11 protein-coding genes are annotated in these 13,812 nt (G+C 44.6%); 4 read left to right on the top strand and 7 right to left on the bottom strand.

Translation table 11 applies throughout. The features are described 5' to 3' along the window. Nucleotides 1-48: 48 nt before the first annotated feature. The 3 genes from T496_RS0108585 to T496_RS0108575 are packed head-to-tail and all read right to left on the bottom strand — an operon-like array spanning nt 49 to nt 4,430. Nucleotides 49-930, bottom strand: coding sequence for a cation diffusion facilitator family transporter (locus T496_RS0108585; RefSeq protein WP_044109292.1), 882 nt, complete (start codon nt 928-930; stop codon nt 49-51). 5 nt (nt 931-935) lie between these two features. After that, nucleotides 936-3,773 carry an excinuclease ABC subunit UvrA gene (gene uvrA, locus T496_RS0108580; protein ID WP_027450396.1) on the bottom strand — a complete coding sequence of 946 codons (2,838 nt, stop codon included), beginning with the start codon at nt 3,771-3,773 and terminating at the stop codon, nt 936-938. A 12-nt stretch (nt 3,774-3,785) separates the two neighbouring features. Further along, nucleotides 3,786-4,430: a T9SS type B sorting domain-containing protein gene (locus T496_RS0108575; RefSeq protein WP_231478029.1), complete on the bottom strand. Its 645-nt coding sequence runs from the start codon at nt 4,428-4,430 to the stop codon at nt 3,786-3,788. A 192-nt stretch (nt 4,431-4,622) separates the two neighbouring features. Between T496_RS0108575 and T496_RS0108570 the strand changes: the two genes are divergently transcribed. Genes T496_RS0108570 through T496_RS0108555 form a run of 4 tightly spaced genes read left to right on the top strand, consistent with a single transcriptional unit; the run spans nt 4,623 to nt 9,150 of the window. Continuing rightward, a complete protein-coding gene (locus T496_RS0108570) occupies nt 4,623-5,957 on the top strand; it encodes a PBP1 and LysM peptidoglycan-binding domain-containing protein (protein ID WP_027450394.1) in 1,335 nt (444 codons plus the stop codon). A gap of 4 nt (nt 5,958-5,961) precedes the next feature. Further along, on the top strand, nt 5,962-6,717 hold the full coding sequence (locus T496_RS0108565) for a porin family protein (protein WP_044110946.1): 756 nt from the start codon (nt 5,962-5,964) through the stop codon (nt 6,715-6,717). 2 nt (nt 6,718-6,719) lie between these two features. Then, a complete protein-coding gene (locus tag T496_RS0108560) occupies nt 6,720-8,231 on the top strand; it encodes a peptide MFS transporter (protein WP_027450392.1) in 1,512 nt (503 codons plus the stop codon). A 1-nt stretch (nt 8,232) separates the two neighbouring features. After that, complete coding sequence (locus tag T496_RS0108555; protein ID WP_027450391.1) at nt 8,233-9,150, top strand: endonuclease/exonuclease/phosphatase family protein; 918 nt, start codon at nt 8,233-8,235, stop codon at nt 9,148-9,150. Here T496_RS0108555 and T496_RS0108550 read toward each other — a convergent pair. The 4 genes from T496_RS0108550 to T496_RS0108535 form a co-directional block, all read right to left on the bottom strand. Further along, nucleotides 9,147-10,586 (bottom strand): tagaturonate reductase, encoded by a 1,440-nt coding sequence (locus tag T496_RS0108550; protein WP_027450390.1) that lies wholly within the window; start codon nt 10,584-10,586, stop codon nt 9,147-9,149. The genes T496_RS0108555 and T496_RS0108550 overlap by 4 nt on opposite strands. A 76-nt stretch (nt 10,587-10,662) precedes the next feature. Next, nucleotides 10,663-11,979 (bottom strand): tRNA lysidine(34) synthetase TilS, encoded by a 1,317-nt coding sequence (tilS, locus tag T496_RS0108545; protein ID WP_027450439.1) that lies wholly within the window; start codon nt 11,977-11,979, stop codon nt 10,663-10,665. Continuing rightward, the gene (locus T496_RS0108540) at nt 11,969-13,147 is read right to left on the bottom strand and encodes a class I SAM-dependent rRNA methyltransferase (protein WP_044110927.1); all 1,179 of its coding nucleotides are present in this window, start codon (nt 13,145-13,147) and stop codon (nt 11,969-11,971) included. Before T496_RS0108540 ends, tilS begins: the two co-directional genes overlap by 11 nt. Continuing rightward, complete coding sequence (locus tag T496_RS0108535; protein WP_027450388.1) at nt 13,134-13,775, bottom strand: 3'-5' exonuclease; 642 nt, start codon at nt 13,773-13,775, stop codon at nt 13,134-13,136. The genes T496_RS0108540 and T496_RS0108535 overlap by 14 nt, the downstream gene beginning before the upstream one ends. Nucleotides 13,776-13,812: the final 37 nt, after the last annotated feature.

Raw genomic sequence — 13,812 nt, 5'->3', positions numbered from 1 at the left:
GCTAGAATTGGGCGACTGTTCAGCTTAAATTGAAGGGGAATACAATCGTTATTTGGGTTCAACGTGCACCGCTATGTGAGTTTCTTGTCCATAGCGATTGCGTAGTAACTCTTCTACTTCCGAAGCTTTATCGTGAGCTTTGCGCAGAGGCATATCTCCATCCATAAGAATATGAAACTCAATGGCATAGTGATTTCCTATGCGTCGCGTTCGCAAATCATGAGGAGAAGATACACCAGGAATAGATTCTGCCAGTTGTATAATTTCGTTTTCTACGGAATCTGGAAGAGAATGCTCCATCAGGTCACCGATGCTATCACGTAACAACTCAATAGATATTTTCAAGATAAACGCGCCAACGATGACAGAAGCCAGAGGATCTAATACCGTCCATTCTTGTCCTAAGTATATAGCTCCCCCGATACCGATGGCTGTTCCAATCGATGATAGAGCATCGCTGCGATGATGCCACGCATTGGCTTCTACTGCTTGTGATTGCAGTTTTCTTGCTTTTATCATGGAATATTGGTAAACGGCTTCCTTCAAAATGATAGAAATGAGTGCTGCCCAAAGCGCTAGCAGGCCAGGCGCTTTCAAGCACGCCCCATTGGTCCACGCTATAATCTTGGTAACACCACTATACATGATGCCAGCTGCCACCATTAGCAAAGCAATTCCTATTATCGTCATTGCCAATGTCTCGTATTTACCGTGCCCATAATCATGCGACTTGTCTTGAGGTAGGCAGCTGATTCTGACGAAAATAAGAACGATGATATCGGTAAGAAAGTCGGATAGAGAATGTACAGCATCGGCTATCATAGCTGCACTATGTCCCAAGATGCCTGCTATAAACTTGAATAGCAGTAGCAGAACATTGACAGCGCTTCCGATGAGTGTGACTCTATAGATTTCCTTACTTCTTTCCATATGTCCTATTGCAACTCTTGTTTCAGGAAAATAGGCGTAAAGCCTTTCTTGCTTTTGGCAACATCCTCGGGCGTACCCTCGCAAAGTAAAGTGCCGCCTTTACGTCCACCTTCTGGTCCCATATCAATAATATAGTCGGCCTGTTTGATAACATCTAGGTTGTGCTCGATGATAACAACCGTATTACCACGATCCACCAATTTATGGATGACCTGCATCAGAATGCGTATGTCTTCAAAATGAAGACCGGTGGTCGGTTCGTCCAGGATGTAAAGCGTCTTTCCAGTGTCTTTCTTCGAAAGCTCTGTAGCCAGTTTTACGCGCTGACTCTCACCGCCAGAGAGGGTAGTGGAGGGCTGTCCAAGTTTGATGTAACCCAGTCCTACGTCCTGAATGGTCTTTATTTTACGAAGGATATCCGGCACATTCTCGAAGAACTCCACGGCTTGATTGATGGTCATATCCAGCACATCGGCAATCGATTTGCCTTTATAGCGAACTTCCAGCGTCTCACGATTATATCGTTTGCCATGACACGCTTCGCATGGTACCTGGATATCAGGCAAGAAGTTCATTTCTATTGTCTTGTATCCATTTCCGCCACAGGTCTCGCATCGTCCGCCCTTGACGTTGAAAGAGAAGCGTCCAGGTTTGTAGCCACGAATCTTTGCTTCAGGCAGATTGACGAACAGAGAGCGAATATCAGAAAAAACGCCCGTATATGTGGCAGGGTTTGAACGAGGAGTACGTCCTAGTGGTGACTGATCAACATTTACCACCTTATCTATATTCTCTACGCCTTCAATTGATTCATATGGCATCGGTTTTTTGACAGAATGGTAGAAGTGCTGTGATAAGATGGGCTGAAGTGTCTCGTTGATAAGTGTTGATTTTCCAGAACCACTGACACCTGTCACTACGATGAGCTTTCCTAATGGGAAACTAACATCTACATGTTTAAGGTTGTTGCCAGTACATCCGCGAATAACAAGACTCTTACCAGAGCCTTTTCGCCTTTCAGTCGTGTCACTACATTGAAGAATACCACTCAGATACTGAGCTGTAATGGTGTTGGTTTTCATCATCTTCTCGGGCGTACCTTGGAAGACCACTTCTCCACCTTTTCTGCCAGCGCGCGGACCGATGTCTATCACATAGTCTGCTGCCAGCATCATGTCTTTATCGTGTTCTACCACAATGACTGTGTTTCCAAGGTCTCGCAGTTCCTTCAAAGAATTAATGAGGCGTTCGTTGTCGCGTTGATGTAAACCGATAGAAGGCTCGTCGAGAATATATAGTACGTTTACAAGCTGTGAGCCAATCTGTGTAGCCAGACGAATACGCTGACTCTCACCTCCCGACAGCGAAGCTGATTGACGATTCAAAGAGAGATAATCAAGACCTACATCCAGCAGGAAATCCAAGCGAGTACGTATCTCTTTTAGTATCTCAGCTGCTATCTGCTTCTGCTGATTGTCCAAGTGCTTTTCAGCCTCATCCAGCCATTGGCGCAGTTCGCTGATGTCCATCGACGATAGTTCGCTGATGTTTTTATCCCATATTTTGTATGATAGTGCTTCGCGGTTCAGACGTTGGCCATGACATTCGGGACATTCACATTCAGCCATAAATTGGTCGGCCCATTTCTGCGCACTCGACGAATCTTCACTTTCCATGATGTCACGAAGATATTTGATGATACCATCGAAACGAACAAAGTAGTCGCTTGATGTTTTGACCACGTCCTTGTCGATGCGTACATCTTCAAGCGAGCCATACAATATCTCGTTCATTGCCTCATCTGGAATATCCTTGATAGGTATTTTGATGTCGCAATCATATTTTTTAAGAATGGCGTCTATCTGCCAGAAAATCAATTGGTTCTTGTATTTTCCTAAAGGAATTATTCCACCGTCATGTATGCTTGCTTTCTTATCGGGAATAATCTTGTTCAGGTCTATCTCGTTAATTTTGCCTAACCCTTTGCATCGCGGACAAGCACCTTGTGGCGAGTTAAACGAGAAGTTGTTGGGAGCAGGGTCACTATATGAGATACCAGTAGTTGGACACATCAATCTTTTAGAGAAGTATTTCACTTCACCAGAATCTTTGTCGAGTATCATGATCAGGCCTTCTCCTTGCTTCATGGCTAAGGCAACCGATTTTCTTAGGCGTTCATCTGCACCACCTTCCGTAGGCGTCTTGGGAAGAGCCATCTTGTCAATGACTACCTCGATGTCGTGGTTCTTGTAACGATCAACCTTCATGCCAAGCTTTATCTCAACGAGTTCTCCATCAATACGCATGTTGAGATATCCCTTACGACGCATAGCCTCGAAGAGTTCGCGATAATGGCCCTTTCTTGAACGGACTAGTGGTGCTAGGATAAAGATGCGTTTGCCAGCGTAATCGTTCAGAATCATCTCTTGCACCTTCTCTTCAGTATATTTCACCATTGGTTCGCCCGTTTCGTAGCTATAGGCTTTGCCAGCACGAGCAAAGAGCAGACGCATATAGTCGTAGATCTCTGTGGTCGTACCTACTGTAGAACGAGGGTTCTTGTTAGTCGTCTTTTGTTCTATGCTTATTACAGGCGATAGGCCAGTAATCTTATCAACGTCAGGACGTTCCATTCCTCCCAAGAAGTTGCGAGCATAAGCAGAGAATGTATCAATGTAACGTCGTTGTCCTTCTGCAAATATCGTGTCAAAGGCCAGTGAGGATTTGCCAGAACCCGATAGACCCGTAATAACGGTCAACGAATTGCGTGGTATCTCCACATCGATATTCTTCAGGTTGTGTACGCGTGCCCCGAATACTTGAATCTTATTGTTTTCTTCCATAAAGTATATTCCTTAGTGTGTCGATGACGAAGCCCCTCCTTCGGTAAATCCTCTCAGCAGGTTAATATCTTTGCGAAACTCATAAATAGCACCATCGGCACCTTTCGCATTGACGTGGAGGAAGTAAACTCCGTCTTTCACAGGTTTTCCTTTGAATGTTCCGTCCCATTCGCCTGAAGGACTGTTCCATTCATATAACTTTTGTCCCCATCGGTTCAGAATGATAGCTTTGAACTTGACAATACTCTTGTATCCTTCTTTTGCTTTAAACGTGTCGTTGATTCCATCTCCATTGGGCGAGAACGCATTGGGGAAATCCAGCTTGCTTTCAACAATCGTAATGACGATCTCTTTCTCTTCAAGTTCTGTCCCCTGATTGTCAAGCTTCGTCTTCAGTATCACACTATATGTTCCCGATTCACGGAAAGTATATTGTGTTTCTTCCTCGTATCTAACAAATAACTCTTCGTAGTTATTATTTGTCTTTTTTCTGAAATGCCATTCGTATGATGGGGTGTAGTTCTCCATTCCTGTAGGGTTAGCCCTGAATGTTACTTCGAGTGGCGCTTGCGCATTGGAAATGTTCGATGATACTTGCGCATTTGTCTCATCATCGACATAATATGCCTGAGGATCAACATCCTGTGCAGTTGCCATCAGGGGTAAAAGCATTAGAGGTAACCAAAGGAAACTTATTAATCTATTTCTCATCGTTTTTATTGTATTAACGTGCAAAGATACTAATTTATTGAAAATAAACCCTCCTTTGTTAGAACATTTTTTGCTTTGCTTGCAATCATTTCATATTTATTTCGTATTTTTGCACTCGAAAAAGCAGTTATAAAGATTATGGCTCGATTGTTACGTAACATTTGCATCGTTCTTTTGTTATGTTGTGTAGGTGTTATCCGTGCACAATATGTGAAGGTGCATAAAGTACAGAAGAAAGAGACCGTTTATGGTATCGCTCGAATGTATGGTATCACTCAGGAACAGTTGAAGCAAGCCAACCCGGTTATGCTCCAGCCAGATTATCAGTTGAAGAAAGGTGACCTGATAAATATTCCTGTGACTACAAATGGTGATAGCCAGAATGACCGCACGATATTTGCCGTTGACGATGTTCGCCAGCGACCTATTCGTATGGGCGTGTTGCTGCCTTTACATCTGCAAAATAACGATGGAAAACGAATGCTAGAGTACTATCGAGGCATTTTGATGGCCTGCGATAGTATGAAACACGAAGGTATTTCTGTAGATATACATGCCTGGAATCTGTCGGAAGACACAAACCTTGGAGCTCTGCTGCCTCAGATTGATGCTGCTAAATGCGATATCTTAATTGGACCTTATTACAACAAGCATGTACCCACTTTGGCAGCTTTTGCCCAGCAGCATCAATGTCTGATGGTTGTTCCATTCTCGCTGGACATCCCAGAGATTGTCAACAATCGGTATATATTCCAAATTTATCAACCCTCTGATGATCTCGATGACATCACGGCTCGTCGTTTCGCTATATGGTTTAAGGATTATCACCCCATTATTATAAATTGCAGCGATGCGAATAGTTCTAAGGGAGGTTTTACCAGTGCCTTAAGAAAGCAGTTTGAGAAAGATGGAAAGATGTATAATCTTACAAGTATCAACTCATCGGATTTACATTTTATGGGCGCATTCTTGAAGGGTATCCCCAATGTGGTTGTACTTAATACGGAAAATACTTCGTATATACCGCAATTGTACAAGAGATTGGATACCATTCTTCAGCAGCATCCTGACGTGCAGATTTCCGTATTCGGTTATACAGAGTGGCTGGGAGGCATCTATGCTCAGCAATCTCATTTCCATCGCTTTGATACATATATTCCTGCACCATTTTACACGAATGTCAATTCTCCCCAGACCATTCGTCTGCTGCAGCGCTATCGTTGGAATTTTCATCAAGACATGATTACTATCATGCCTCGTTTCGCGTTATCAGGATTTGATCATGCGGTCTATTTCCTGCGTGGCCTCCATAAGTACGGAATGCAGTTCGATGGTGCACCTGGTCGATTCAACTATCAGGCAGTTCAAACCCCGCTGAAGTTTGAACGTGTAAGTCATGGAGGATTACAAAACAAAGCATATATGTTTATTCACTATAAGCCAGACTTCACAATCGATGCTCTCAATTATTAATAGAATGGTGAAGCGCTTTTTCTTCTTAACAGTCCTGTTGGCAGTTACTGCTGCTGCTAAGGCTCAAATTGGCGATTATCGTAATGAATTTGCCGTTGGCTTTAATGGCGGCTATGTGTTCAGTAACATTGGTTTCACACCAACTGTGCCGCAAAGTCAGCATACTGGTCTGACTGGAGGACTGACGCTGCGATATACTTCAGAGAAATATTTCAATAGTATCTGTGCTGTTGTTGCTGAGGTCAATTATACTCAGTTGGGATGGAAGGAAGATATCAAGACCCCAGACGATGAGCCAGTGATTAATACGGTAACTGGTTTGGCTGAATCGTATCAGCGAGATATGACATATCTTCAAATTCCTGTTTTTGCCCGTTTAGGGTGGGGACGAGAACGTCGTGGCTTGCAGTTCTTTTTTCAAGCAGGTCCGCAGCTCGGTATATTCCTAAACGAGAAAACAAAGAAGAATTTCGAGTATTCGGATATCAACCTCAGTTCACGTACTTCATCAATAATAGCCCAGGATACGATGTCAGTAGAGCATAAAGTGGACTATGGTATAGCTGCAGGTTTGGGATTAGAGTTCTCTATACCTCATGCAGGCCATTTATTACTTGAAGGTCGCTATTATTATGGTCTTGGCGACATCTATGGCAATTCAAAACAGGACTATTTTGCTCGCTCCAACATTAGTAACATCGTCATCAAAATGACCTATCTCTTTGATTTAGTAAAAAGTAAAAATACCAAAATTAAATAACTATGTTTGAAAACCAACCAAAAGGTCTTTATGCGTTGGCACTTGCCAACACCGGAGAGCGATTCGGCTATTACACTATGTTGGCCGTCTTTGCTTTGTTTTTAAGAGCTAATTACGGCTTGACACCAGGCACAGCCGGTGTTATTTATAGCTCGTTCTTGATGTTTGTTTACTTTTTCCCACTGATTGGCGGCTTTATGGCCGACAAATTCGGATTTGGAAAAATGGTAACCACGGGTATTATCATTATGTTCCTGGGCTATCTGCTGTTGTCTGTTCCTCTTGGTGGCAACACGGTCGCACTTGTTGTGATGCTTGTAGCACTACTGAGCATCGGTTTAGGAACCGGATTGTTCAAGGGTAACCTTCAGGTGATGGTAGGCGACCTCTACAATGATCCCCAATATGTTGATAAGCGCGATGCAGGTTTCTCTATTTTCTATATGGCTATCAATATTGGTGCCTTGTTTGCACCCACGGCGGCCATTCGTATTATGGAGTGGGCTCAGCAGAACCTCGGCGTAAGCGAGAATGACTCTTATCACTTTGCATTTGCAGTAGCTTGTGCTTCACTGATTTTGTCTATCGCCATTTACTATGCTTTCCGTAGTACTTTCCGTCATGTTGAGGGCGGTGTTAAGAAGAATGGTAATCAAGTAGAAGAAGATACACTGTCACCCTCAGAAACTAAAGAGCGTCTCATTGCTCTTCTGTTGGTATTTGGTGTTGTAGCTTTCTTCTGGATGTCTTTCCACCAGAATGGTCTTTCTTTGACATACTTTGCTAACGAATATAATGAGACTTCTGCAGACGGTTTGAAGTCAATGGCTTTCAATGTTTGGAACCTCGTTGCCATCATTATCATGGTTTATTCTGCTTTCTCACTCTTCCAGGGTAAGACTTCAAAGAGTAAGGTCATTGCAGTTGTTGCAGTTGTTGCAGCTTTAGCATTCCTTTACTACAACTATAGTCATATTGATGGTGCTGTAGAGGTGAAAGCTCCTATCTTCCAGCAGTTCAATCCTTTCTATGTAGTAGCGTTGACACCTGTGTCTTTGTCTATCTTTGGTTGGCTGGCATCACGCAATAAGGAACCTAAAGCTCCTCGAAAGATTGCGTATGGTATGATTGTTGCCGCAGTGGCCTTCTGTTTGATGCTTTATGCTTCACTGACATTGCCTTCACCTGTAGAACAGGCAAATCTTGGTGATGCTGCCCCATGTGCTTCTTCATATTGGTTGATCAGCACCTATCTCATCCTTACATTTGGTGAGCTGTTGCTTTCACCAATGGGTATTTCGTTCGTATCAAAAGTAGCACCTCCAAAGTACAAGGGCGCTTGCATGGGTGGTTGGTTCGTATCTACTGCTCTTGGCAACCAGCTTGTAATGGTTGGTGGGCTCCTGTGGGGCGAACTTCCTCTTTGGACGGTATGGGCAGTGTTCGCTGGGCTTTGCCTGTTGGCATCAACCTTCATGTTCTTAATCATGAAACGACTGGAGAAAGTCTGCTAAGATGATCCTATCCCTTCTGCTGTCCTCCTTCCTTACATTCGTTGAGTTAAACTGCGAAAACCTGTTTGACACTTCTCACGACGTAGGGAAGGAGGACAGCGAGTTTCTGCCGGACGGCAAACGTTATTGGACAAGAACCCGTTATTGGGGGAAGTTGAACAGAATTGGGCAGGAGATTTTATCTTGTTCGGATCATCTACCTGATCTCGTTGCATTGGTAGAAGTTGAAAATGATTCTGTCCTTCATCAACTGACGCGACGCTCCTTATTGCGAAATGCTGGGTATGAGTATCTGATGACCACCTCACCCGATGCGAGAGGACTTGACGTGGCCTTACTCTATCAGCCAGCTTCTTTCCGCCCGCTTTGTTATGAGTCGCTCGAAGTACCTGTGTTGCCTGAAATGCGACCCACACGTGATATTCTATATGTGCAAGGGCAGATTATCACGGGTGATACACTACATATCTATGTGGTTCACGCTCCTAGTAGATATGGTGGTGAGAAAGAAACGCGTCCGTACCGCATGAAAGTGGCAGAGATAATTAGTCGCCAGGTAAAGATGTATCATCAGGAGAGGGTGATTGTGACGGGCGACTTTAATGATTATTTCGATGATGCATCGTTGAAATATCTGGAGAAATCCTCGCTTGTCAATGTTACAAAGAATACGGTAGGTATATGTGGAGAGGCAAAAGGTACCTATCGCTTTCAGGGTGAGTGGCGCTCTTTAGATCACTTTTTCTGTTCGAAGCGTGTTGCCGATTGTGTAGAATCAACCTATATCAACGACAACGCTTTCCTCCTTGACGATGATGTTCGTTTCGGAGGAAAGCGTCCTTTACGTTCTTATAATGGCATCAGATTTCAGAAAGGGTTCAGCGACCATCTGCCATTAATTGTAAAATTCAAATTTTAGAGAATGGTCTTGACGGCCTCAAGCATACCCTTGCTCTGGATGAGGTCGAGGAACTCTTTAACCATCTTATTCAGTCCATCCACTTTATTCAGGTCTTCCTGCCAGATGAAATCGGCAGCAAGTACACCGTCTGTCACCTTCTGTGTATCGTTAGTTGCCCACAATTGCTGCAGCAGTTCGATAATCTTTGGATCGTCGTTAGGCGTAATCTCTGCGCCATCCTGACGCTTACCACCTTTATAGTAGGTAATGATAGCCGCCAAACCAAATACCAATCCCTTAGGCAGTTCACCCTTACGCTCCAGGTATGTCTTTACACCGGGCAGGTCGCGAGCCTGGAATTTGGGAAATGAGTTCAGCATGATGCTGGTCACCTGATGATCCACAAATGGGTTGTCAAAGCGTTCCAGTACATCGCTGGCAAATTTCTCCAGTTCCTCCATAGGCAGATCGAGCGTCTGCATCAGCTCTTCAAACTGTACCTTGTGAATGTACTTGCCGATAACTTCATGGTTGCAAGCGTCACGAACGATGTTTACGCCACTGAGATAAGCTACAGGCGAGAGAACAGTGTGAGGACCATTTAGGAGTGTAACCTTACGCTTGTGGTAGGGCTCTTCTGAGGGGACGAACAGAACGTGCAGGCCTGCTTTGTCGGCAGGGAATTCGTTTGCCACCTCTTTTGGCGCTTCGATAACCCACAGGTGGAAGTTCTCGGCCTGAACAACGAGATTGTCGCGATAGCCAATCTTTTCCTGAATCTGTGCAATCTCCTTACGAGGGAAGCCTGGTACGATACGGTCCACCAAAGTTGCATAAACACCGCAAGACTCCTCAAACCACTTGCTGAAGCCCTCGGGCAATTGCCACAGTTCGATATATTTACGGATGCAATCTTTCAGAACGTGACCATTCAGGAAGATAAGTTCGCAGGGGAAGATGATCAGTCCTTTTGTAGGATCACCATTGAACGTCTGATAACGACGATACAACAGCTGAACAAGCTTACCGGGATAGCTGCTGGCGGGTTTGTCATCCAGCTTGCACGATGGGTCGAAAGCAATACCTGCTTCTGTGGTGTTAGAAATCACAAAACGAATCTCGGGCTGGTCGGCTAGTGCCATGAAAGCATCGTTCTGAGAGTAGGGGTTCAGACAGCGGCTAATCACATCAATACGCTCTAGTGTGTTGACAGGTTTGCCGTTTTCGCGTCCCTGCAAATTGACATGATACAGACAGTCCTGTCCGTTCAACCATTCAACCATTCCTTGTGCCAGTGGTTGAACCACCACAACGGATCCATTGAAGTTGGTCTTCTGGTCCATATTCCAGATAATCCAATCTACGAATGCACGAAGGAAGTTTCCTTCGCCAAACTGAATCACCTTCTCGGGCATTACGCTCTTAGGTGCAAAGTGCTTGTTTAATGGTTTCAACATTTTCTTGTTTGTTTTTAGAGATATTTGTTTTTATTGTTTGCAAAATTATATATTATTTTCGATACAACCAAATTTACTTTAGTTTTTCTCTTGAAATGATAATGGTATTTTTGGTGCTATCGGTGACGCAAAAACGATGATCGGGGCGGTGGCCTACCAGCCACACAATCTCACCATTGGCATCGCATATCACCAGTGTTCTGCGCTTATCGAAAATGCTTAGGTGTACATCAGTAAGGAAGTCGCTCACCAGTCGGGTGCCCTTCATTCCAAATGGTTGAAAGCGGTCGCCATTCAATACTGGCCGAATTGTAAGCGGAAAGTGTAGCTTTTCTGCGTCCAAACAGGCACTTTGACAGTCTAAAACAATCTGTTTTCCTTCCTCTTTCTTAATGCGATACTTCTCAGTACCATTATAATGATAGACGCCTGTTTCTGGAATTCGCAGTGATGGCAGTCCTGCATGTAGTGGCTCTAGAACAAGCTGACCGCGATGAACCGTCAATTGATGTGTTGCCGAAGTCCACTCGCGTCCCGCCTGCAATTGGTTCAGCGAGTCACTGATGTTTTCAATTGTTTGTGAAGAGAACCCTTTCCCGCCTAGCCATTCGTAGAGAATGCACTCAACAGAAGGCTCTTGAAGTAATTGTTCTATGGAGATTGCGTCGTTTTTAAGCAGTCGCGCCAGTGCATCCGCCATACTCTTGTCATAGACAGAGGTTGCTTCGGTCATGTAGCGAGCCGTTTTTAAGATGTTTGTCCTGGCACTAGGTGACACCTGATTCAATAATGGTATGACCTGCAAGCGCAATTTGTTGCGCATCACATCAGCCTCCAGATTTGTGCTGTCAGTGACATAAGCTTGTCCCTTGCTTTTAAGCCATGATTCTATGTCACAACGACTGATACATAACAATGGGCGTAGAATATAGCCATTACAAGGTTTGATGCCTGTCAATCCGCGTAATCCAGTACCGCGCAGCAAGTTCATTAAGACGGTTTCTACCGTATCGTCCTCGTGGTGTGCCACACAGATGCCGGCACACCCCAGGTCTTTTCTCAACTGCTCGAAGTAGTTGTAACGCAGTTCGCGCGCAGCCATTTCAATGCTGACCTTATGAAGTGAAGCATAGGTCCTGGTATCGAAATGTATCAAGTGTAGTTCAATGTGTTGCGTGCTGCAAAGCTGTTTCACAAACGCCTCATCTCGATAGCTCTCTTCACCGCGTAGATTGAAGTTGCAATGAACAGCCTCAACTTTGTATCCTAGCTCTTTTAGCATCAGCAGAAGGCAGACGCTGTCTGCGCCACCGCTGAGGGCCACAAGATATTTCTGCGATACGTCGAGCAAATGATGAAGTTCGATAAACTGCCTTACCTTATTCAACATACAGAACAAGTCCTTTCAGATATTCTCCTTCTGGGTGATAAATGTTCACAGGATGGTCTGCTGGCTGATGCAATTGGTGCAGGATGCGCACTTTGCGCTTGGCTTGAGCTGCAGCCGTAAAGACTGCATTGCGGAAATGATCCTTGGTGACCACTTGTGAACAAGAGAACGTGAACAGAATGCCTCCTTTTGCAATCTTTTCGAAAGCCTTGTTGTTCAGACGGGTATAGCCTTTCAAAGCGTTATGTAGTGCACCGCGATGCTTTGCAAAAGCCGGTGGGTCCAGAATAATCAGGTCATACTTACCTGCCATTCCATCCAGATATTTGAATGCATCCTCGCAGAAAGCCTCATGGCGTTTGTCTCCAGGAAAGTTCAGTTCCACGTTGCTACGAGTCAGGTCGATAGCCTTTGCAGAACTGTCAACAGAGTGTACCAGCGCGGCACCGCCGCGCATAGCATAGAAAGAAAAGCCTCCTGTATAGCAGAACATGTTCAGCACCTTCTTGCCTTTTGCATAATGTTCCAGCAGCGAGCGGTTCTCGCGCTGATCTACAAAGAATCCAGTTTTCTGGCCGTGCAGCCAGTCAACATGGAACTTTAGTCCATTTTCAAGGGCCGTATCATCGTTGCATCCACCGTAGATAAAACCATTCTCGGGCTCCATATAGGGTAGGGTGGTCTCACTCTTGTAGTAGATACTCGTGATCTGATCACCCATCACGTTGACCAACTCGCGGGCAATGTCGTGACGACATAAGTGCATGCCGATGCTATGTGCCTGCATTACAGCCGTTGGGCCATAGACATCGATGATAAGTCCTGGCAGATTGTCACCTTCTCCGTGCACCAGTCTGTAGGTGTTGTTACTTGGATTGCCGGCAATACCTATGCTTAGGCGCATCTGATAGGCAGAAGACAGGCGCGACTGCCAGAATTTCTCGTCAATAGCTACGTCGCTAAACGACAGAATACGTACTGCAATAGACCCCTGCTGATAGTGGCCTACGGCAATAAATTCATTGCGCGAAGTCAGCACCTGAACTGTTTCGCCTTCTTCTATACCTTCATCCATTTGTTGGATGGCACCCGAGAAAACCCAAGGGTGAAAACGTAACAAGCTCTCTTCTTTACCTCTTTTGAGATATATCTTCTTATACTTCTGCATATGTATTGTCTTCTTGTTGTATTACGAGTTGATAGTCATTTGTCTCTTTCAGCCTAACCAGTTCCTGGTATATCTTGATGCATGCCCACGCATCGGTTGCTGCATAGGTTTTCTGTTTGTCGCTTAGTATGTCTGCTTCCCAGTTGCTCAATTGTTGGCGCTTGCTGATTTTCTGTCCAAACAGGTTGGCGTATAGCTTCTGCAAACTGAGATCCTCTATGCCAAGCACTTTTGCAAAGTCTTGGATATCAGTAAAACAACCGGCCTTGAAGTCGCTAAGCTTATGTAGCGCATTCAGGTCGTCGTGCCAGGATAATCCAATCTTTTTCACCGTCTTGTCGGTGAGCAGTTGTACTAATGCTGGTGTCAATCCTGTATGGTTCAACCTAAACAGGAAGCAGGTGTCTTCTGTCGATACCTGAAGCAGAGAAACCTTATGATGCTGTCCCTTCTTGAATGAAGGACGTGTCTCTGTGTCAAAACCAAGTATTGGTTGTGACAGCAGGTAGTTGACTGCCTTTTCCGTTTCACCAGCAGTTAGGATGACAATGATTCTGCCCTCAAATGATGCCACTGGCAAAGAGGCGATCCTCTTTTTATCGTATTTGTTGTATATAGTCTTTGACATTATTATCTTCTTTTGCGGTGCAAAAATACAAAAAAAA

The organism is Xylanibacter brevis P6B11 (genome assembly GCF_000621825.1).
In the GTDB taxonomy this organism is placed as follows: Bacteria; Bacteroidota; Bacteroidia; order Bacteroidales; family Bacteroidaceae; genus Prevotella; species Prevotella brevis.
The sequence above is the reverse complement of the archived record's forward strand: the minus strand, read 5'-3'. Positions and strand labels throughout refer to the sequence as shown.

What these genes read in the sequence shown, in the direction of transcription:
- uvrA (WP_027450396.1), bottom strand. Translation starts at nt 3,773, where the DNA reads ATGGAAGAAAACAATAAGATTCAAGTATTCGGGGCACGCGTACACAAC.
- T496_RS0108555 (WP_027450391.1), top strand. Translation starts at nt 8,233, where the DNA reads ATGATCCTATCCCTTCTGCTGTCCTCCTTCCTTACATTCGTTGAGTTA.
- tilS (WP_027450439.1), bottom strand. Translation starts at nt 11,979, where the DNA reads ATGTTGAATAAGGTAAGGCAGTTTATCGAACTTCATCATTTGCTCGAC.
- T496_RS0108535 (WP_027450388.1), bottom strand. Translation starts at nt 13,775, where the DNA reads ATGTCAAAGACTATATACAACAAATACGATAAAAAGAGGATCGCCTCT.
- T496_RS0108570 (WP_027450394.1), top strand. Translation starts at nt 4,623, where the DNA reads ATGGCTCGATTGTTACGTAACATTTGCATCGTTCTTTTGTTATGTTGT.
- T496_RS0108540 (WP_044110927.1), bottom strand. Translation starts at nt 13,147, where the DNA reads ATGCAGAAGTATAAGAAGATATATCTCAAAAGAGGTAAAGAAGAGAGC.
- T496_RS0108585 (WP_044109292.1), bottom strand. Translation starts at nt 930, where the DNA reads ATGGAAAGAAGTAAGGAAATCTATAGAGTCACACTCATCGGAAGCGCT.
- T496_RS0108575 (WP_231478029.1), bottom strand. Translation starts at nt 4,430, where the DNA reads ATGGCAACTGCACAGGATGTTGATCCTCAGGCATATTATGTCGATGAT.
- T496_RS0108565 (WP_044110946.1), top strand. Translation starts at nt 5,962, where the DNA reads ATGGTGAAGCGCTTTTTCTTCTTAACAGTCCTGTTGGCAGTTACTGCT.
- T496_RS0108560 (WP_027450392.1), top strand. Translation starts at nt 6,720, where the DNA reads ATGTTTGAAAACCAACCAAAAGGTCTTTATGCGTTGGCACTTGCCAAC.